Here is an 18,999-nt window from a genome sequence, read left to right on the forward strand (position 1 = left end):
GGCGGCATGACGGTACTGGTGCTTGGCGCGTCGGGTCAGATCGGCCACTTCCTCCTTCCCCGGCTCGACGCCGCCGGCTTCGGCTGGATCGCGGTCAGTCGTCGCGAGGGTCCCGACACGCGTTGGCGCGTGGGCAGCCTTCCCAATGCGATGCCCGAGCTGCCGCCGCTGCGTGCGATCGTCAGCCTCGGCCCGATCCATGAGTTCGCCGCATGGCTGGTGGCGAACCGGTTGCCGGGCACGCCGCACGTCCTGGCGACCTCGTCGATGAGCGCCGAGACCAAGCGCGAATCCCTCGTGCCGGAGGAGCGCGAGGTGTCGCGCCGCCTTCGCGACGCCGAGACCACCATCACCGCCACCTGCGCGTCGCGCGGCATGCCCTGGACGCTGTTCCGTCCCACGCTGATCTACGGCGCGGGCGTGGACAAGAGTCTCACGCCGATCGTCCAGGCCTCACTCCGCCGGCGGATCTTCCCGCTGCCGGCCGGAAGGGGGCAGCGCCAGCCGGTGCACGCCGACGACATCGCCGCCGCCGTGGTGGCCGCCATCGCCTCGCCGTTCGCCCGCGGGCAGACCTTCCCCATCGGGGGTGGCGAGCGCCTCCTCGCGGCCGAGATGTTCCGCCGGGCCCGTCGCAGCGCGGGCGGTGCGACCTTTCCCGCCCCGATCCCGCGGTTGGTGCTCGACCTGGCCGCCCTGATGTCGCCCGCCATCCGTGGCCCGGTGAGCCGGCTCGATAGCGACCTGATCGCAGACAATCGCGAACTGGAGCGGGTGCTCGGCATCCATCCCCGGGCATTCCGGCCCTCGCCGGACATGTGGCGGCCGCGGCGCTGACCGCGTCCGCCACACCGTCGCCAGCATCCGTTCAGATGGGCGCCGGTCGTGTGCCCCTATCATCCGGACACACCTCCTTCCCCAGGACTCCTCCGCGTTGGCTTTCTTCAACCGTCTCGGCTCCCTCCTGCGCACCAGCTGGCCCTGGCTGCGCATTCCCTTCTGGCTGGTCATGGGTCTGGTGTTCGGCTTCCTGCTGCCGTACACGCTGATCCTCAACGCCCGCCTGCAGGACCGCTTCAACGATCTCGTGTTCGCGGTGCCGACGCGCGTCTACGCCCGCCCGCTGCCGCTGGCTCAGGGGCTGCCCATGACGCCCGCGGCGCTCGAACTGGAACTGACCTTCGCCGGCTACACCACCGAAGGCGGCGGCAAGGTGCAGGGCAGCTATTCGAAGAACGGCTCGCGCTTCGTGATCGCGTCGCACGGCTACGCCGGCCCAGACGGTGGCGAACTGCCGCACCGGATCCGCGTCGCGCTGTCGGATGGTCAGGTGGCCTCCGTCGTCGACGACACCAACAACAAGCCGATCAAGTCGATCCACCTCGATCCGGCACGCATCGCCACGCTGTACGGCGCGCAGCAGGAAGAACGCCGCATCGTTCGCCTCGAGAACGTTCCGCCGCTCCTCGTGCAGGGCCTGCAGGCGGTGGAGGATCGCGACTTCAAGAGCCACATCGGCCTCGATTTCTCGGCGATCCTGCGCGCGTCGTTCGCCAATATCCGCGCCGGACACACGGTGCAGGGTGGTTCCACGCTCACGCAGCAGCTGGTGCGCAACCTCTTCCTCGACCGCAGCCAGAACATGCTGCGCAAGGTGAACGAGGCGATCCTGTCGATCCTGATGGAGGTGCATTACTCCAAGGGCCGCATCCTCGAGGCGTACGTCAACGAGGTCTTCCTCGGACAGCAGGGCAACCAGGCGGTGCACGGCTTCGCCGCCGGCGGCGAGTTCTTCTTCGGCCGTCGTCTCGAAGACCTCCGTCCGCAGGAGATCGCCCTGCTGGTCGGCCTGGTGAAGGGGCCTAGCTATTACGATCCGCGCCGTTACCCCGATCGCGCGCTGGCGCGCCGCAACCTCGTGCTCCAGCAGTTCCACGACACGGGCCTGCTGGACGACGCGCAGACGAAGGCGGCGCAGGCCTCGCCGCTCGGCATCGCCGCGAACGCGCAGCTGCCGCACAACCGTTTCCCGGCGTTCATGCAGCTGGTCCGCTCGCAGATCACGGCCGACTTCGACGAGGCCGCGCTGCGCGACGGCAGCCTCTCGATCTTCACGACGCTGGATCCCGCGGCGCAGCTCTACACCGAGCAGGCGATCGTCACGACGATGAAGGGGCTGGGCAAGCGCGGTGCCGCCGCGCAGGCCGCCGCCGTGGTCACCGACACGACGAACGGCAGCGTGCTCGCCATCGTGGGATCGCGCGACCCGGGCGATCAGGGCTTCAACCGCGCGCTCGACGCGCGCCGCCCGATCGGTTCGCTGGTCAAGCCGCTGGTGTACCTCGTCGCGCTCGCGCAGCCGGCGAAGTGGTCGCTCGCCTCCATCGTCGACGATTCGCCGATCAACATGCGTCAGCCCGACGGCAAGCCGTGGACGCCGCAGAACGACGATCGCGAGATCCATGGGCAGGTGCCGATGCTCGACGCGCTCGTCCATTCATGGAACCTCGCCACGGTGAACCTCGGCCTGCAGGTCGGCGTCCCGCGCATCAAGGGTTTCCTCGAATCGTTCGGTCTCGAGGGTGTGAATCCCAGCCCGTCGCTGCTGCTGGGCGCCGTCGACCTCTCGCCGCTGCAGGTCGCGCAGCTCTACGAGTACATCGCCGCCGACGGCCACGCGTTGCCGCTGGTCGCCGTGCGCGGCGTCATGGACAACAAGGGCCAGGCGATCAAGCGCTACGAGGTGAAGGGCGGCGAGGGCGAATACCAGACCGCCGCGCGCCTCACGACGTGGGCGATGCAGCAGGTCGTCAACAGCGGCACCGCCGCCGCGATCGGCAACTCGGGGCTCTCGTGGCTGCATGCGGCGGGCAAGACCGGCACCAGCGACAGCCAGCGCGACAGCTGGTTCGCCGGTTTCACCTCCGATCGCCTGGCGATCGTCTGGATGGGCCGCGACGACAACAAGCCGACCGGCCTTTACGGCGCCACGGGCAGCATGCGCGTATGGCAGGAGCTCTTCCGCAAGCTGCCGACACGCCCACTGGCGGCGACGCCGGGCGAGGGCCTCGAAATGGCTTATGTGAATCCGCAGAGCGGCAAGCGCACGGATCCCTCGTGCGAGGGCGCCCGTCCGTTCCCGTTCGTGGCGGGTTACGTGCCCGAAGCGGAGGAGGGCTGTTTCTGGCAGCGATTCAAGGGTATGTTCGGCGGCGAAACCGAGCCCTCCGCGCCGGCCGCACCCAGTAATCCTGTGGATTGACCCATGCATCGCCTTCGTTTCTGCGCCATCGCCACCGTCACGCTCGTCGCCGCCTGCAGCCAGCCCGCCCCGCCGCAGGCGACGCGCCCCACCAAGCCCACCTACGACATCGTCGCGCAGGTACGCGCGGCGGGTGAGCGCGAAAAGTCGGCCATCGAGGTCGCGCCGCTGCGCGATCCGGGCGTCCAGGGCCTGGCCCAGGCGGCGCAGGCCGACGACCGCGCCGGCAAGTACGACGAGGCGGACGCGAAGCTGCAGCAGGCGCTGAAGCTGGCGCCCGAAGCGCCGGAACTCATCCAGGATCGCGCGGAAAACGCGATCCGCCGCCAGGACTACCCGGCGGCCGAGAAGCTCGCGAAGCAGTCGTTCGAGATGGGCCCGAAGTCGGGCAGCCTGTGCGCGCGCAACTGGCAGACCATCGTCGAGATGCGCCTGCAGGCCGACGACAACGCGGGCGCGACCGCCGCCCGCGGCGAACTGGCCAAGTGCCACATCGCAGGTCCCAACCGCTTCTGAGCGCAAGGCGTGGCCGGACGACGGTCGACTTTTGTAGGAGCGCGCCTTGCGCGCGACATGTTTTGAGGTCGTGAGCTGCAGGGCCTGAGCTCATCGCGAGAAGATGTCGCGCGCAGGGCGCGCTCCTACGGAATGAGCGGGTGCTCTCAGGCCCTCGTTCGAATCGCCCGCCCGTGCGCATGCACGGTATCCACCAGCACCCTCACGTTCTCCGGATCGACTTCCGGCGTGATGCCATGCCCGAGGTTGAACACATGCCCCGGGTGGTTGCCGAAGGCGTCCAGGACAGCGCGCGCCTCGCGCTCCACCACCGACGCCGACGCCCGCAGCACGCTAGGATCGAGGTTGCCCTGCAGCGCCACGCGCTCGCCGACGCGGCGGCGCGCTTCGCCGATGTCCAGCGTCCAGTCGACGCCCAACGCGGTGCAGCCGGTGTCGGCCATGGCTTCCAGCTGGCCACCCGCACCCTTCGAAAACAGGATGACCGGAAGATCGCGGCTGGCCGGGTCGGCCTTCAACGCGTCGACCACCTGCGCCATGTAGCGCAGCGAAAACTCACGGAACGGGCCCGGGCCGAGCAGCCCGCCCCACGTGTCGAACACCATCAGCGCCTGCGCGCCCGCACGCGCCTGCGCGACGAGATAGGCCGCGACCGAGCGGGCGACGGTGTCGAGCAGGCGATGCGCGAGCGCGGGCTCGTTCCATGCCAGCGCCTTCACCCGCGCGAAATCGCGCGAGCCTTCGCCCTCCACCATGTAACAGGCGAGCGTCCACGGACTGCCGGAAAATCCGATCAGCGGCACGCGGCCATCCAGTTCCTTGCGGATCAGGCGGACGGCGTCCATCACGTAACGCAGCTCGCCGTCCATGTCGGGCACGGCGAGCGCCTGGATCGCGGCGGCGTCGCGTAGCGGGCGCGCGAACTTCGGGCCTTCGCCGGCTTCGAACGACAGGCCGAGCCCCATCGCGTCGGGAATGGTGAGGATGTCCGAGAACAGGATCGCGGCGTCGAGCTCGAACCGGTCGAGCGGCTGCAGCGTGACCTCGCAGGCGAACTCCGGATTCGTGGCCAGGCCCATGAAGCTGCCGGCCTTCGCACGCGTGGCGCGGTATTCCGGCAGGTAACGCCCGGCCTGGCGCATCACCCAGATGGGCGTGGTGTCGGTCGGTTCGCGGCGCAGGGCACGGAGGAAGCGGTCGTTGCGGAGCTCAGCGGCCATGCGCCGACTCCTGTCCCTGGCTGAACATCACTTTGAAACCTTTCTTGATCTGCGCGTCGCGCGCCTTGGTGAATGCGGCCATCGCGGCGTCGCGGTCGACGTAGACCTCGCGCTTGAGCATCGCCTTGCCGCCCTGCACGCCGCTCTCGCGGTACAGGGTCCAGCCGCCCAGGAGATCCTGTTCGAGGGTGATCTGGACGTAGCGGGGCGCTTCGGCGCCCGCTTCGGGCATGGTTTGCAGGTAGATCCGCATCGAGCGATCCGGGGCAGACGCAGGGCCGGCCATTGTAGGGGGTTTTGTCAGCGAGCGACGGCGCTGGCCGGCGCATCGCTCAGGGAAGGACGCCCAGCACGTCGTCCTCGGCCACGCCGGAGACGATCTCGGCGCGCCCGATGCCGCGCCACAGAATGAGGCGCAGCGTGCCCGCGGTGTTCTTCTTGTCGAGGCGCATCAGTTCGACGATGCGGCTGGCCGCGTGGACGCGCGACGGTTCCGTGGGCAGGCCGAGGCGTGTCAGCAACGCGACCAGGCGCGAGGTGTCGACGGCATCGGACATGCCCAGGCGCTCGGACAGACGCGCCGCCAGCACCATGCCGATCGCGACGCCTTCGCCGTGCAGGATCTCGCTGTAGTTGCCGGCGGTTTCCAGCGCATGGCCGAAGGTGTGACCGAGGTTCAGGAGCGCGCGCTCGCCTTGCTCCGTCTCGTCGCGCGCCACCACGCCGGCCTTGTAGCGGCACTTGCGCGCGATCGCTTCGATCAGCACCGACTGCTCGCGCGCCGCGAGCGCGTCCGCGTGCGCTTCGAGCCAGGCGAAGAACGCCGGATCGCCGATCGCGGCGCCCTTGACGATTTCCGCCATGCCCGCGCGGTATTCGCGCTTCGGCAGCGTTCGCAACGTGTCGATGTCGGCGACGACGGCACGCGGCTGATGGAAGGCGCCGGCGAGGTTCTTTCCGGCGGGAAGGTTCACGCCCGTCTTGCCGCCGACCGAGGAATCGACCATCGACAGCAGCGTGGTCGGCATCTGGATGAAGTCGATGCCGCGCATCCAGCACGCCGCCGCGAAGCCCGCGAGGTCGCCGACCACGCCGCCGCCGAGCGCGATCACGCACGCGTCGCGCGTGGCGCCCAGGGCGCCGAGCGCTTCGAGCACGCGCCCGACGTTGGCGAACGTCTTGTGCGTTTCGCCGTCCTCGATGAGGAACGACGACCAGCGCAGGCCGTCGAGGCCTTTCGCGAGCGCGTCGAGGTAGAGCGGGGCGACCGTGGTGTTGCTCACGACCAGCACGTGCCTGCCGCGGATCGCCGCGCGCCAGCGCGCGCTGTCCTCGATGAGGCCCGGGCCGATCCAGACGTGGTAGCTGCGGCCGGCGAGGTCGACGTCGACCGTCTCCGTCAGGTGCGTTTCCATCAGTGGCGTTTCCAGTGGCGTTCCAGCAGGGCGATGGCGCGCGGCGCGGCCTCGTCCACCGATTCGTGGCGACCGCGGAAGATCAGGTCCGCGATCTCTTCATACAGATGGTTGCGATGCCCGGCGAGGCTTTCCAGCCGGCCGCGACGATCGTCGCCGGCGATCATCGGCCGGGCGGTGTCGTGCCGCAGGCGGTCGAGCTGCTCGTCCACGTCGACGCCGAGCATCAGCACCGTGCCGCGCGCCATGAGCGTTTCGCGGTTCGCGGGATCGAGGACGGCGCCGGCGCCCGTGGCGAGCACGATGCCGTCGCGGAGACTAAACTCGCCCAGGTGCGCGCATTCGCGCGCGCGGAAGCCCGCCTCGCCTTCGCGTTCGAAGATGTCGGCGATCGTCATGCCACACCGCGCCTCGATCTCGACGTCGAGGTCGATGAACGGCAGGCCGTAATGCGCCGCGAGGCGCTGTCCGATCGTGGTCTTGCCGGCGCCCGTGGGGCCGACCAGGAACAGGTTGGGCGAAGGATTCATCGCTCCGATGCTAGCAACAAGCCATCAGCAGGGATACGAAACGGTGCTCGTGGCCGGGGCCGGCGATGTCGGCGGCCGGCTGGCCGCGCGTCTCGCCGCACAGGGCCGGCGCGTGTTCGCGCTGCGCCGTGGCGACGCGTCGGGCGGCGGCATCCACTGGCTGCGTGGCGACCTCACGCGGCCGGCGACGTTGACGGATCTGCCGCGGGTCGACGCGCTGGTCTTCGCCGCCGCGCCGGACGCCCGCGACGAGGCGGCGTACCGCGGGATCTACGTCGACGGCCTGCGCCATCTGGTCGAAGCGCTGCCCGAGCCGCCGAAGCGGACGCTCTTCGTCTCGTCGTCGGCCGTGTACGGCGAGCACGCGGGCGGCTGGGTCGACGAGGACACGGCACCGGCCCCGCCGGGCTTCAACGGACGCGTGCTGCTCGAGGCCGAGCGGTGGCTTGCCGCGCAGGCCATCGGCGGCATCGCGGTGCGCCTGGCCGGGCTCTATGGCCCGGGTCGAACGCAGCTGTTCGAGCGGCTGCGCGAAGGCAAGGCCGCCGTGCCGCGCGGGCAGGGCGTCTACGCCAACCGCATCCACGTGGATGACGCGGCGGCGGCGCTGGCCTTCCTGCTCGATGTGCCGCAACCCGCGCCGGTATATCTCGGCGTCGACGACACACCGCTGCCGATCGACGTGCTGTACGACCACATCGCCGGCCTGCTGGCCGCGCCGATCCCGCCCGAGGGGCCCGGCCCGGCGGGGATCGGCAACAAGCGGCTGTCGAACGCGCGCCTGCGCGCCGCGGGCTTCCACTGCGCGTGGCCCGATGCACGGGACGGCTACGCCGCGCTGCTCCGATCGCCGATACGATCGGCTCCCACCCGTCGGTAGCCGTGTTTCGGCCGGCGTGGCGCCGATCAGATCGACAGGACGCGCCGCCGCTCATCGAGCCGGACGATCAGATCGGCCTTCGACGCCAGCGTCGCCAGCGCCCGCCGGCTGATCCGCTCGTAATGCTGCAGGAACCTCGCCAGCGCGGCCGCATCCATCGCATGCGGATCGCCGCGCTCGCGCAGCGGCCGCTCGGCCTCGTCGCGCCACGACGCGACCACGTCCCACGATGGCGCCTGCAGCACGACGAGCGCGTCGATCCGTTCCCACAGCGGCGCGTACCCGGCGAGGCGCGCGTCGACCCAGCGCCGCCACGTTCCGTCGGGATCCTCCTCGCGTTCGAGCGCGTTCACCGGCTCGACCAGCGCCTGCTCGCCCGCTGGTTCCACTCCCAGGCACCAACCTTCGAGGACGACCAGCTTCGGCACCTCGCCGACCGCCGGCCACAGGGCCGCTTCATGGCGGTCGTCGCGGCCCTTGTCGAAACGCGGGATGGCCACGGGATTTTCCGCGGATGCCTGCGCCAGCGCGTCGAGCGTGGAGGCGAGCAGCGCCAGGTCGTGCGTGCCGGGCACGCCGCGTGTGCGGAGGAGGGGGTGCACCGTCGCCGCGAGCGCTCCGCGCTCCGCTCGGGTCAGGTAAACGTCGTCGAGGGACAGCGTGACGGCGCCCCAGCCGCGCTCGCGCGCGGCCGCCACGAGACCGGCGCCAAGGTGGCTCTTGCCGCTGCCCTGCAGCCCGGAAATCCCGAGCACGAAGGGCGCAGTCGCCTGCGCGACGTCCGCGGCGAAACGCCCGAGGACCGTGGCGGCCAGCGTGCTAGCATCGGACGATTCCATGGCCGACAGCATAGTCCATCGTCATGCTTACCCCTGAGATCCTCGACACCTTCCGCGGCCTGCTCGACGAGGCGAAGGCCAGCGGCGACCGCGAGCCCACCGCGATGAACCTCGCCACCGCGAGCAACGACGGTCGCGTGCATTCGCGCATCGTGCTGCTCAAGGCCATCGACGAGCGCGGCCTGCGCTTCTTCACCAACTACGGTAGCGCCAAGGCGGGCGAGATCGCCGAGCACGCGCAGGTCGCGCTGTGCTTCCACTGGAAACAGATCCGCGAAGGCATCCAGGTGCGCTTCGAAGGCCGCGCCACGAAGACGAGCGAGGCGGAGTCCGACGCCTATTTCGCGAGCCGTCCGCGCGGGAGCCAGATCGGTGCGTGGGCCTCGCTGCAGAGCCAGGAGCTGCCCGACCGGCAGACGTTCGACGACCGCGTCGCCCGGTACGAGGCCGAATTCGCCGGTCGCGACGTGCCACGCCCGCCGCACTGGGGCGGTTTTCTGGTGGAACCGGATCGCGTGGAGTTCTGGTATGGCGCGACGTTCCGCCTCCACGAACGCGTCGTGCACGCCCAGGCGGGTACACACTGGACGAACCACCTCCTGTACCCCTGACCGGAGCCCCCGATGAGCCGCGCTCAGCCCGTCCAGCACATCGCGCAGTCGACGTTCACCGTGCACACGCGCGGACGCTCGCTCAGCGAGATCAGCGACCGCATCGCGGACGCGGTCGCGGCGAGCGGCGTCGGCACCGGCATCGTGCATGTCTTCGTGCAGCACACGAGCGCGTCGCTGCTGATCGGCGAGAACGCCGATCCCACCGTCGTGGCCGACCTCGAACGCTTCTTCGCGCGACTGGTGCCCGACGGCGACCCGCTGTTCCGGCATCGCGACGAAGGCCCCGACGACATGCCGGCCCATGTGCGCTCCGTGCTCACCGGCGTGTCGCTGTCGATTCCCGTGCATGGCGGCAAGCCGCTGCTCGGCACCTGGCAGGGCGTGTTCCTCTACGAACACCGCCACGAAGCGCACCAGCGCAGGATCACCGTCACCGTGTCGGGCCACTGATGGGCGACGCGTATCCGCGGCGGATCGTCTGCCTCACCGAAGAACCGACCGAAGTCCTCTACGCGATCGGCGAGGAGCACCGCATCGTCGGCATTTCCGGGTTCACCGTGCGGCCACCGCGGGCGCGCAAGGAGAAGCCGAAAGTCTCCGCGTTCACGAGCGCGAAGATCGACCAGATCCTCGACCTGAAGCCCGATCTGGCGATCGGCTTTTCGGACATCCAGGCGGACATCGCGCGCGAACTGATCCGCGCGGGTGTCGAGGTCTGGATCAGCAATCATCGCAGCGTCGACGGCATCCTCGCGTACATCCGGCGCCTCGGCGCGATGGTGGGAGCGGGCGAGAAAGCCGCCGCGCTCGCCGATCGCGCACGGGCCAACCTCGACCGCATCGCGGCGCAGACCGCCTTGCTGCCGAAGCGGCCGCGCGTCTACTTCGAGGAATGGGACGATCCGCTGATCACCGGCATCCGCTGGGTCGGCGAGCTCGTCCGCATCGCCGGCGGCGACGACGTGTTTCCCGAACTCCTCGAAGAGCCGCTGGCGAAACAGCGGATCCTCGCCGATCCGCTCGAGGTGGTACGGCGCGCACCGGACATCGTGTTCGGTTCGTGGTGCGGCAAGCGCTTCCGGCCCGACCGGGTGGCGTCGCGCCAGGGTTGGGCGGACGTGCCCGCCGTGCGCGACGGCGAGCTACACGAGATCAAGTCGCCCATCATTCTCCAGCCCGGTCCGGCGGCGCTGTTCGACGGTGTCGAGGCGTTGCACGCGCATATCGCGGCGTGGGCGCGGGGATAGCTGTTGGAGCGGACCTGGCCGCGACGGCTCTGTAGGAGCGGACCTGGCCGCGACGGCTTTTCGCGAAGAGCCGCAGGCCCTGCTGCTCCTGGCGAAGAGCTGTCGCGGCCAGGTCCGCTCCTACAGCCCGGGTTCGCGGCCAGGTCCGCTCCCACCGCCGAGGTTCGTCGATGCTCAGGGCATCGCGATCCAGCGGTCGTGCTTGCGGATTTCGAGCGGCCGGAAACGCCGCTTGTAGTCCATCTTAGGGTGCCCCGCGATCCAGAAGCCGAGGTACACGTACGGAATGCCGCGGCGTCGGGCGAGATCCACCTGCTGGAGGATGCCGAACGTGCCGAGACTGCGCGCCTCCTCGTCCGGATCGAAGAACGTATAGACGGCCGACAGGCCGGCGAGCGTGACGTCGGTGACCGCCACGCCGAGCAGCCGGTCCGCCTTGCGAAATTCGAGGAAGAGCGTCGGGCTCCACGGCGCGGCGAGGAAGCGCTGGAAGTCGTCCGCGTCCGCGGCGTCCATGCCGCCCCCGCTGTGCCGCGCTTGCAGGTAGCGGCGATACAGCGCGTGCCGTTCGTGCGTGAACCCCGGCAACTCTTCGCTGACCGTCACATCCGCGTTGCGCGTGAGGCAGCGCCGTTGGGAGCGGTCCGGCGCGAACGCCGCGGCGTCGATGCGGCAGGGCACGCACGCCTGGCAGGCGGCGCACTGGGGCAGGTACAGGTGGCCGCCGGCGCGACGGAAGCCCTTGGCGAGCGCCGGCGCGTAGAGGCGGTCGAGATGCGGCGCGCCTGGATCCACCACGAGATTCTGCGCCGTCCGCTCGGCGAAATAGCCACACGTGTGCGGCAGGGTCTGGAACAGGCGGACGCGATCGGTCATGGTCCGATGTTATAGCCCGATGGCGCGCGCCGCGTCACCGCGGGGTGTTCGTCGCGCGCTCAGCCGCCCGCGTGGTGGACGACCATCCAGTGCGTCGTCGCGCCGCCGCCGTCGGTCACGGCCTCCAGCTCGAGCCTGCCGTCCACGCCCGCGCCATCGTTCGTCTGCAGGCGCACCCGGTGGGAGACGCCCGGCGTGGCGGGCAGCGAGGCCGCCGCCGGGAGCAACGCCGAGATCGGCAGCCCCGCGACGGACCGCGCGTCACGGCCGGTCGCGCGGACGAACGCGTCGTTGACGAAGACGATGGGGCAATCCTGCCATCGCGCCTCGGTCGCTTCCGCGATGGCGATGGGCTCCGGCAGGCGGGCCAGCGACGCGCGCATCAGCGCGAAGTTCTGCTGGTAATGCTTGCGCTCCATCATCTCGATGAGCACGCGAAGGCTGCGCGCCGATTCCAGATGCAACCGCGACCAGGGCCGCGAGCGGCCGCGGACGGTTTCCTGCCAGGCCTCGAAGCTCTGCCGCGGCGACAGGCGGGCGCCGGGGATCGTCTCGAGCTTCGCCAGCGACGGGTTGCCGCCCCAGCGCACCTGGCGCACCTGCTCGCTGCGCGTCCACATCACTGCGTTATGCGAGTCGGCCTGCAGGGGCATGAAGATGACGCCCGCCGCGAGCTCGGTGACCCCGTGCGCCGCCAGCGCCGGGTGCCATGCGCCGATCGCGTCCGTATGCAGCACGCCGGCGATGCCGTCGGGGGAGCCGGCCGCGCCATGGGCGGCGACGATGTCGCGGATTTCGAGCAGGGTGGCCTCGTCGGGCAGTTGCCCATGGCGCATGACGCGATCGCCCGCGTAGATCGCGACGCCGTCGGCGTCGACGACCTCGAGGAGTTCCGGGGCGAGCGAGGCGAGCAGGTCGGGATCGATCCGCTCGCTCTCGTTGAACGCCGTGATCAGCTTTTCGCGCACGGTGAGCAGCGTGCTCTCGACTTCGATCTTCGCCAGTTCCTCGATCGCCGAGACGCGCGCCGCGAACGAACGGGCGATCGCGTCGGCCACCTCGCGCATCTGGTGATCGGCGAAGAAGGGCGAATAGTGGTGGCAGGAAATCAGGCCCCACAGCCGGCCGTTCGTGACGATGGATGCCACCAGCGTGCCGGTGACGCCCATGTTCCCGAGATACTCCAGGTGCACGGGCGAGACGCTGCGCAGCGACACGTCGCTGAGGTCGGTGGGCTGGGCGGTCTGCGGATCGTACGCGGGCAGGATGTACGCCGGCACGTAGCCACAGTCGCTGATCTGGCGGACGCGGTTGCGCAGGTAGAGCGCGCGCGCCTGCGCCGGGATGTCGGTGGAGGGATAGTGCAGGCCGAGGTACGCCTCGAGATCGTCGCGGCGTGCCTCGGCGACGACCTCGCCGTGCCAGTCGTGGTCGAAGCGGTAGACCATGACGCGGTCGTATCCGAGCAAGGTGCGGACCGTCCGCGCGACCCGCGCCGCGGCGCGTTCGACGGACGCGTCGTTCTCCAGCTTGTGGGCGAGGTCGTAGGCCACGCGGATCGGATCGTCCTCGAAGTAACCCTCGCGCGGCTCGATCTCGATCATCCAGCGGTCCGCGTACGCATGCACCGCCGCATGCCAGGTGCCGGTCCTCTTCGTCTGCGGGAAGCCCGCAGGCACCCAGGCGCTGTGCGCGGGGCGCTCGTCGTCCTCGAAGAGGTCGGGCGGCAGCGTCAGCACCTCGTGCAGCGGCGCATCAAGGGCCGCTTCCACGTCGACGCCCAGGACGTCGGCGATGTTCTCGCTCGCCTGGAGGATGGTCCCCGTCGACGCATCGACCACCAGCAGCACGCCATGGGGCTGGATCGAACCGGGGATGTGGATCGGCTCGCGGTCGCAGAGGGTGAGGTCGGGGAGTTCAGACATGCGCGGCATGGTCCTGTAACGTTCGTTGAAAGCGCGCGAACATGGCCAGCGCGCCGTTCAGGGCGGCCCGGTGTGCTTCTTCGCCGGTCAGTTCGCCATCGAGGACGGCCTGGAACCGGCGCCAGGGGGCGGTCCGCTCGCCGATGGCGTAGAAGCGATGGCGCAGGTGAGGAAAGCGCTCGCGGAGCATCTTCACGATCAGCCGGCCCCCCAACGCGGACCCCTCGATCACATACAGCTCGCCCCAGGCCTCGGCGCTGTCCAGCGTGCCGCCCGCACGGCCGGGCGCATCGCTACCGGAGGGGTGGGAGCCGATCGTATCGGCGACGGGTTCGGCGGCAAGGTCCCCTTCGAGCGCGTTGGCGCGGGATGCATATTCCCAGCGGGGAGCGACGTGGCGAAGCCACTCCCTCCGTTCGGCCTCCCACTCGCCGAACAACGTCAGCTGAGCCGCCAGCAACTCCCGGTAGCCGGCTTCGTCGAGGTCTCCCGCGAGCAGCCGGCGCATGCCGGCCGAGGCCTCGGCGGCCTCGTGCGCATCGCGCGTCGCTTCGCGCAACATGACGTGGGCAGGCGTGCCTTCCCCCGCGCCGTCCACTCAGAGGACCTGGGTGGCCTTCAGGACGACCACGAGCATGACGCCGGCGACGATCGCCAGCACCATCAGGCGGATACGCGAGGCCGTGCGCTGCGCCGGCGGCCGGCGATCCGGCTGGCGGTGCATCTGCAGTTCTTCCTGGTAGCGCACCACCGGCTCGATGCCGATGTCCTTGAGCAGCGAGCGCGCCTTCGGGAAATCGTCGGCGCTCTTGACCCAGACCTGCGGCCAGCTGCTGCGATCGTCGCTACGCTGCGAATAGCTGAAGCGCTGGTAGGTCGGGCGATTCCAGCTCGACCGGTTGGTCACCGACGTCTCGATCTCGTGCTCGGTGAGCAGGGCGACGATACGGTCGATGTTGTCCTGGCGTGGCGATGTATAGATCTGGCGCATGGGCCCGATTCTACGGGAATTGGCCGGCCGGCGACGCGCCGGGCCGCTCCGGTGCCAGGGCGCCCTTCACGGCATCGAGGTGCCCGTCGTTCGGCAGGGGCGCGATCCCCAGCAGGTGCGCCAGCAACGGGTAGATGTCGACGTTGGGGAACGGCGCGATCGTCACGCCGCGCGCGAAGCCGGGACCATGGCCGATGAACAGGGCGCGCATGGAAGGATCGAGGTTGTCGTAACCGTGTTCGCCGCGCGACATCGGCGAGGTGCGTTCCGCGAGCGTCTGCCGGCTGGTGATCGCCCAGCCCGTGTCGGCGAGGCAGAGGTAGGCGGGGACGCGGGCGTTGTGCCCGTAATCGAGGCGCGGCGGCAGGTCTTCCTTGCGGTAGCAGCGCATGTGGGCATGCGGTCCGAGCAGGCGCGCGATCGCGTGCGTGGCGTCCACGCCCGGCTTCGGATTGAACGTGGCCATGACGCCCCACGACACCGCGGTGAGCGATGCGAGGTCGGTCTCGTCGTCCGCGAACACGATGTTGCCGCGCGGCACGTCGGCCATGCCGTGGTCGGAGACGATCACCAGATCGGTGCTGTCGTACAGGCCGCGCCGATGCAGGGCCTCGACGAGATAGCCGATGGCGTCGTCGACCTCCCTGAGCGCGGCGTCCACCTGCGGGGAGTCGGGGCCGAACTCGTGGCCCGCGTGGTCCACGGCGTCGAAGTACAGCGTGTCGAACGAGGGCTTTGCCCCGGGTTCGTCGATCCACGCCATGAGCCTGTCGACGCGCTGGCGCGACGAGAGCGAATCGTCGAACGGGATCCAGTGGTCCGGCCGCATGCCGTGGATCTCGGCTTCGGTGCCGGGCCAGAACATCGTCGCCGTCCGCAGGCCCTGCTTCTGGGCGGTCACCCAGATGGGCTCCGCCTGCGCCCACCAGCGCCCGTCGCTCGTCGCCGCGTGGTTCGACAGGCTGAACCTGCCCAGGGCGGGATCGCGCATCGTGTTGTTGACGATGCCGTTGCGGTCGGGCACGCGCCCCGTCACGAGCGTGTAGTGGTTGGGAAACGTCAGCGAGGGGAACGACGGCAGCATGTACGGCGTGGTCGCGCCATCGTGCGCCAGCGCCACCAGGTTCGGCGTGAGGCCCCGCTCGATGTAATTGGCGCGGAACGCGTCGATGGAAACGAGCAGGACGGCGTGCTGGGGCGTGGCGGGCCGGGTGGAGGGACGGGTGGCGCATCCGGCAAGGGCCGCGAGCAGCGCGAGGGCCGCGACACGGCGGAACAACATGGCATTCATGACGGGGAACGTAGGCTCTGGTCTAAAGGCAATCCCTCCCATGATGGACGAGTCCCATGACCAATTCATCACGCAACTTCCTGCTGATGACCCTGACTACCCTGTGTCCCCTGCTGGCGCTCGCGCAGACCCCGCCGCCGAAACCGGCCGCGCCGCCCCCGCCGCGCCCCGTGATCGTCACCACGCCGAGCCCTTCCCAGCAGTGGCAGCGCCAGGTCGACCGGCAGCAGTTGCAGAACCAGCAGAACCAGAACGCCGTCCGAGAGCAGCTGCGCCAGGGCAACCTCGATCGCCAGCGGGCGAACACGACCAACCCGGCGCTGCAGAACCAGCTGGACGCCGCCGACCGCAGCCAGCAGCAGCTCTATCGGGCGCGCCAGGAGGACGCGGTGAAACGCTACCAGTCGCTGCCGGCCAACGAGCCCGCTACCCAGACGCGCCGGGTCGAGCCCGCGCCGGCTCGGGCATCGTCGGCGGGACGCTGACCCCCGTTGCTGCGACGCGTCTGGCGACGCGTCGCGGGGCCGGACCATAATCGGGGATTCCTGCATCGACGGAGTTCCACCGATGGCCGCAGTCACGCGCATCGACACCACCCGCATCGTGCGCGCCCCGCGCGGCAGCGAGCTGACCTGCCGCAGCTGGCTGACCGAGGCGCCGTTCCGCATGCTGCAGAACAACCTCGATCCCGAGGTGGCCGAGAATCCGGCTGAGCTGGTGGTGTACGGCGGCATCGGCCGCGCCGCGCGCAACTGGGAATGTTTCGACGCCATCCTGCGCAGCCTGCGCGAGCTGCGCGACGACCAGACCCTGCTCGTGCAGTCCGGCAAACCGGTCGGCGTGTTCCCGTCGCACCCGGACGCGCCGCGCGTGCTGATCGCGAATTCCAATCTCGTGCCCGCCTGGGCGAACTGGGAACACTTCAACGAACTCGATCGCAAGGGCCTCATGATGTACGGCCAGATGACGGCCGGCTCGTGGATCTACATCGGTTCGCAGGGCATCGTGCAGGGCACGTACGAGACCTTCGTCGAGATGGGTCGCCAGCATTACGGCGGCAGCCTCGCCGGTCGCTGGATTCTCACGGCGGGCCTCGGCGGGATGGGCGGGGCGCAGCCGCTCGCCGCCAGCCTGGCGGGCGCATCGTCGCTGACGATCGAATGCCAGCAGAGCCGCATCGATTTCCGCCTGAAGACGCGTTACGTCGATGAACAGGCGACGGACCTCGACGATGCGCTGGCTCGCCTGGACCGTTACGCGAAGGACGGGCGCGCCGTCTCGGTCGCTCTGCTCGGCAACGCCGCCGATGTCCTGCCGGAGCTCGTGAAGCGCGGGGTGCGGCCCGACGCCGTCACCGACCAGACCAGCGCGCACGACCCGGTCAATGGTTACCTGCCGTCGGGGTGGACGGTCGAGGAATGGCTCGAGCGGCGCAAGAGCGATCCGGCGGGCACCTCGCGCGCAGCGAAGGCATCGATGCGGCGCCACGTCGAAGCGATGCTCGCGTTCCACGCGATGGGCGTGCCGACCTTCGACTACGGCAACAACATCCGCCAGATGGCGAAGGACGAGGGCCTCACGGAGGCCTTCGCGTTCCCGGGCTTCGTGCCGGCGTTCGTGCGGCCGTTGTTCTGCCGCGGCGTTGGCCCATTCCGCTGGGTGGCGCTATCGGGCGATCCCGAGGACATCTACAAGACCGACGCGAAGGTGAAGGAGCTGATTCCCGACGATCCGCACCTGCACCGCTGGCTCGACATGGCGCGTGAGCGCATCAGCTTCCAGGGCCTGCCCGCGCGCATCTGCTGGGTCGGCCTCGGCGAGCGCCACCGCCTGGGCCTGGCATTCAACGACATGGTCCGCAACGGCGAACTCAAGGCGCCGGTGGTGATCGGCCGCGACCACCTGGATTCCGGTTCCGTCGCCAGCCCGAACCGCGAGACCGAGGCGATGCGCGACGGCAGCGACGCCGTCAGCGACTGGCCGCTGCTCAACGCGATGCTCAACGTCGCGGGCGGCGCGACCTGGGTCAGCCTGCACCACGGCGGTGGCGTCGGCATGGGATACAGCCAGCACAGCGGCGTGGTGATCGTCTGCGACGGCACCGAAGCGGCCGACCGCCGGATCGCCCGCGTGCTGTGGAACGATCCGGGCACGGGTGTCATGCGGCACGCCGACGCCGGCTACCCCGAAGCGATCGCCTGCGCCCGCGAGCAGGGCCTCGACCTGCCGATGCTGACGCTCATGTCGTAGGAGCGCGCCCTGCGCGCGACATCTTTTCGCCTCGGTTCCCAAGGTCTGCGCGCCAGCTCCGGGGCGTGGCCTCAGAACATGTCGCGCGCAGGGCGCGCTCCTACGAAGGCCGCCGATCAGCGGCCGTTCGCCCAGCCCGGCACGTAACGCTCCGGGTAGATCCGCTGCAGTGCCAGCACCTTGGGCAGGTCGTTGATCACGCGAGCAGGGCCTCGACCTGCCGATATTGACGTCCATGTCGTAGGAGCGCGCCCTGCGCGCGACATCTTTTCGCCTCGGTTCCCAAGGTCTGCGCGCCAGCTCCGCGGCGTGGCCTCAGAACATGTCGCGCGCAGGGCGCGCTCCTGCGAAGGCCGGCGATCAGCGGCCGTTCGCCCAGCCCGGCACGTAGCGCTCCGGGTAGATCCGCTGTAGCGCCAGCACCTTGGGCAGGTCGTTGATCACGATGTAGCGGTCGTCCGGGTTCTGGCGCATGTAGTCCTGGTGATAGTCCTCGGCCGGATAGAACGCCTTCAGCGGGGTGACCTGAGTGACGATGGGGGCGGGGAAGCTCTTCGCCGCGGTGAGCTGGGCGACGTAGGCATCGGCCACCTTCTTCTGCTCCGGCGTGGCGTAGAAGATCGCGGAACGGTACTGGGTGCCGGTGTCGGGCCCCTGGCGGTTCAGCTGGGTCGGGTCCTGCACCACGGAGAAGAAGACCTGGAGCAGCTGGCCGTAGGTCACCTGCGCCGGGTCATAGACGACGCGCACCGATTCGGCGTGCCCGGTGTCACCCTCGCTGACGTCGTCGTAGTTCGCGTGGGCGGCGTCGCCGCCCGAATAGCCCGCGCGGACGCTCTTCACGCCGCGAACGTGCTGGAAGACACCCTCCACGCCCCAGAAACACCCGCCGGCGAAGACGGCGGTGGCTTCCCCGGCGGCCGGGGTGGCGTCCACGGCGGGAGCGGGCAGTTTGAGTCCCTCGTCCCGCGCGGCGGCGGACGAGCAGGCGGCGAGGGCGACGAACAGGGTGGAGAGGAGGCGGCGCATGGGAAGCTCCTGGAGGGTTACTCCTCACTAGACCGGGGCCACCGCGTATTCCTCACGTCCGTCCCTTCAGGATCGCGAAAGGGTGCCGATAAAGGGCAGATGTCTTCGTCTGGA

At 69.8% G+C, this 18,999-nt stretch carries 20 protein-coding genes; 9 read left to right on the top strand and 11 right to left on the bottom strand.

Annotation, left to right across the window (positions count from 1 at the left end; all coding sequences use genetic code 11):
* Positions 1–6: 6 nt before the first annotated feature.
* From J2X58_RS00675 to J2X58_RS00685, 3 genes are all read left to right on the top strand, one after another.
* Positions 7–837: an NAD-dependent epimerase/dehydratase family protein gene (locus tag J2X58_RS00675; protein ID WP_310045895.1), complete on the top strand. Its 831-nt coding sequence runs from the start codon at positions 7–9 to the stop codon at positions 835–837.
* A 172-nt stretch (positions 838–1,009) separates the two neighbouring features.
* On the top strand, positions 1,010–3,262 hold the full coding sequence (gene mrcB, locus J2X58_RS00680) for a penicillin-binding protein 1B (protein WP_310047864.1): 2,253 nt from the start codon (positions 1,010–1,012) through the stop codon (positions 3,260–3,262).
* 3 nt (positions 3,263–3,265) lie between these two features.
* Positions 3,266–3,778, top strand: coding sequence for a hypothetical protein (locus J2X58_RS00685; RefSeq protein WP_090054766.1), 513 nt, complete (start codon positions 3,266–3,268; stop codon positions 3,776–3,778).
* 146 nt (positions 3,779–3,924) lie between these two features.
* On the opposite strand, the gene hemE is transcribed toward J2X58_RS00685, so the two are convergent.
* The 4 genes from hemE to J2X58_RS00705 all read right to left on the bottom strand — a co-directional run bounded on the left by hemE (position 3,925) and on the right by J2X58_RS00705 (position 6,943).
* Positions 3,925–4,998 (bottom strand): uroporphyrinogen decarboxylase, encoded by a 1,074-nt coding sequence (gene hemE / locus J2X58_RS00690; RefSeq protein ID WP_310045896.1) that lies wholly within the window; start codon positions 4,996–4,998, stop codon positions 3,925–3,927.
* Positions 4,988–5,251 (bottom strand): WGR domain-containing protein, encoded by a 264-nt coding sequence (locus J2X58_RS00695; protein ID WP_090178253.1) that lies wholly within the window; start codon positions 5,249–5,251, stop codon positions 4,988–4,990. The genes hemE and J2X58_RS00695 overlap by 11 nt, the downstream gene beginning before the upstream one ends.
* Before the next feature lie 79 nt (positions 5,252–5,330).
* Positions 5,331–6,413 (bottom strand): 3-dehydroquinate synthase, encoded by a 1,083-nt coding sequence (aroB, locus tag J2X58_RS00700; protein WP_310045898.1) that lies wholly within the window; start codon positions 6,411–6,413, stop codon positions 5,331–5,333.
* Entirely contained in the window at positions 6,413–6,943 is a 531-nt protein-coding gene (locus tag J2X58_RS00705; protein ID WP_090054760.1) for a shikimate kinase, read from the bottom strand. The genes aroB and J2X58_RS00705 overlap by 1 nt, the downstream gene beginning before the upstream one ends.
* A gap of 7 nt (positions 6,944–6,950) precedes the next feature.
* Here J2X58_RS00705 and J2X58_RS00710 point away from each other — a divergent pair, with 7 nt between their 5' ends.
* Positions 6,951–7,823, top strand: coding sequence for an NAD-dependent epimerase/dehydratase family protein (locus J2X58_RS00710; protein ID WP_310045899.1), 873 nt, complete (start codon positions 6,951–6,953; stop codon positions 7,821–7,823).
* Positions 7,824–7,849: 26 nt separating this feature from the next.
* On the opposite strand, the gene J2X58_RS00715 is transcribed toward J2X58_RS00710, so the two are convergent.
* Positions 7,850–8,662 (bottom strand): kinase, encoded by an 813-nt coding sequence (locus J2X58_RS00715; RefSeq protein WP_310045901.1) that lies wholly within the window; start codon positions 8,660–8,662, stop codon positions 7,850–7,852.
* 23 nt (positions 8,663–8,685) lie between these two features.
* Between J2X58_RS00715 and pdxH the strand changes: the two genes are divergently transcribed.
* Genes pdxH through J2X58_RS00730 form a run of 3 tightly spaced genes read left to right on the top strand, consistent with a single transcriptional unit; the run spans position 8,686 to position 10,523 of the window.
* A complete protein-coding gene (gene pdxH, locus J2X58_RS00720) occupies positions 8,686–9,273 on the top strand; it encodes a pyridoxamine 5'-phosphate oxidase (protein ID WP_090054757.1) in 588 nt (195 codons plus the stop codon).
* A 12-nt stretch (positions 9,274–9,285) separates the two neighbouring features.
* Positions 9,286–9,726 (top strand): secondary thiamine-phosphate synthase enzyme YjbQ, encoded by a 441-nt coding sequence (locus J2X58_RS00725; RefSeq protein WP_090178240.1) that lies wholly within the window; start codon positions 9,286–9,288, stop codon positions 9,724–9,726.
* The gene (locus J2X58_RS00730; protein ID WP_310045902.1) at positions 9,726–10,523 is read left to right on the top strand and encodes an ABC transporter substrate-binding protein; all 798 of its coding nucleotides are present in this window, start codon (positions 9,726–9,728) and stop codon (positions 10,521–10,523) included. Before J2X58_RS00725 ends, J2X58_RS00730 begins: the two co-directional genes overlap by 1 nt.
* A gap of 174 nt (positions 10,524–10,697) precedes the next feature.
* Here J2X58_RS00730 and J2X58_RS00735 read toward each other — a convergent pair whose 3' ends face one another.
* Genes J2X58_RS00735 through J2X58_RS00755 form a run of 5 tightly spaced genes read right to left on the bottom strand, consistent with a single transcriptional unit; the run spans position 10,698 to position 15,606 of the window.
* Positions 10,698–11,399 carry an arginyltransferase gene (locus J2X58_RS00735; RefSeq protein WP_090178235.1) on the bottom strand — a complete coding sequence of 234 codons (702 nt, stop codon included), beginning with the start codon at positions 11,397–11,399 and terminating at the stop codon, positions 10,698–10,700.
* A gap of 59 nt (positions 11,400–11,458) precedes the next feature.
* Entirely contained in the window at positions 11,459–13,324 is a 1,866-nt protein-coding gene (locus tag J2X58_RS00740; RefSeq protein WP_310045903.1) for a GAF domain-containing protein, read from the bottom strand.
* Positions 13,317–13,886: a biliverdin-producing heme oxygenase gene (locus J2X58_RS00745; protein WP_310045904.1), complete on the bottom strand. Its 570-nt coding sequence runs from the start codon at positions 13,884–13,886 to the stop codon at positions 13,317–13,319. Before J2X58_RS00745 ends, J2X58_RS00740 begins: the two co-directional genes overlap by 8 nt.
* A 36-nt stretch (positions 13,887–13,922) precedes the next feature.
* Complete coding sequence (locus tag J2X58_RS00750) at positions 13,923–14,315, bottom strand: hypothetical protein (RefSeq protein ID WP_090054751.1); 393 nt, start codon at positions 14,313–14,315, stop codon at positions 13,923–13,925.
* 10 nt (positions 14,316–14,325) lie between these two features.
* Positions 14,326–15,606, bottom strand: coding sequence for an ectonucleotide pyrophosphatase/phosphodiesterase (locus J2X58_RS00755; RefSeq protein ID WP_310045905.1), 1,281 nt, complete (start codon positions 15,604–15,606; stop codon positions 14,326–14,328).
* A gap of 56 nt (positions 15,607–15,662) precedes the next feature.
* Here J2X58_RS00755 and J2X58_RS00760 point away from each other — a divergent pair, with 56 nt between their 5' ends.
* Complete coding sequence (locus J2X58_RS00760) at positions 15,663–16,091, top strand: hypothetical protein (protein WP_310045907.1); 429 nt, start codon at positions 15,663–15,665, stop codon at positions 16,089–16,091.
* Positions 16,092–16,173: 82 nt separating this feature from the next.
* On the top strand, positions 16,174–17,856 hold the full coding sequence (gene hutU, locus J2X58_RS00765) for a urocanate hydratase (RefSeq protein WP_310045908.1): 1,683 nt from the start codon (positions 16,174–16,176) through the stop codon (positions 17,854–17,856).
* 360 nt (positions 17,857–18,216) lie between these two features.
* On the opposite strand, the gene msrA is transcribed toward hutU, so the two are convergent.
* A complete protein-coding gene (gene msrA / locus J2X58_RS00770; RefSeq protein WP_310045909.1) occupies positions 18,217–18,885 on the bottom strand; it encodes a peptide-methionine (S)-S-oxide reductase MsrA in 669 nt (222 codons plus the stop codon).
* Positions 18,886–18,999 lie beyond the last annotated feature (114 nt).

The sequence above is a fragment of the Luteibacter sp. 3190 genome (genome assembly GCF_031456385.1).
Classification (GTDB): Bacteria; Pseudomonadota; Gammaproteobacteria; order Xanthomonadales; family Rhodanobacteraceae; genus Luteibacter.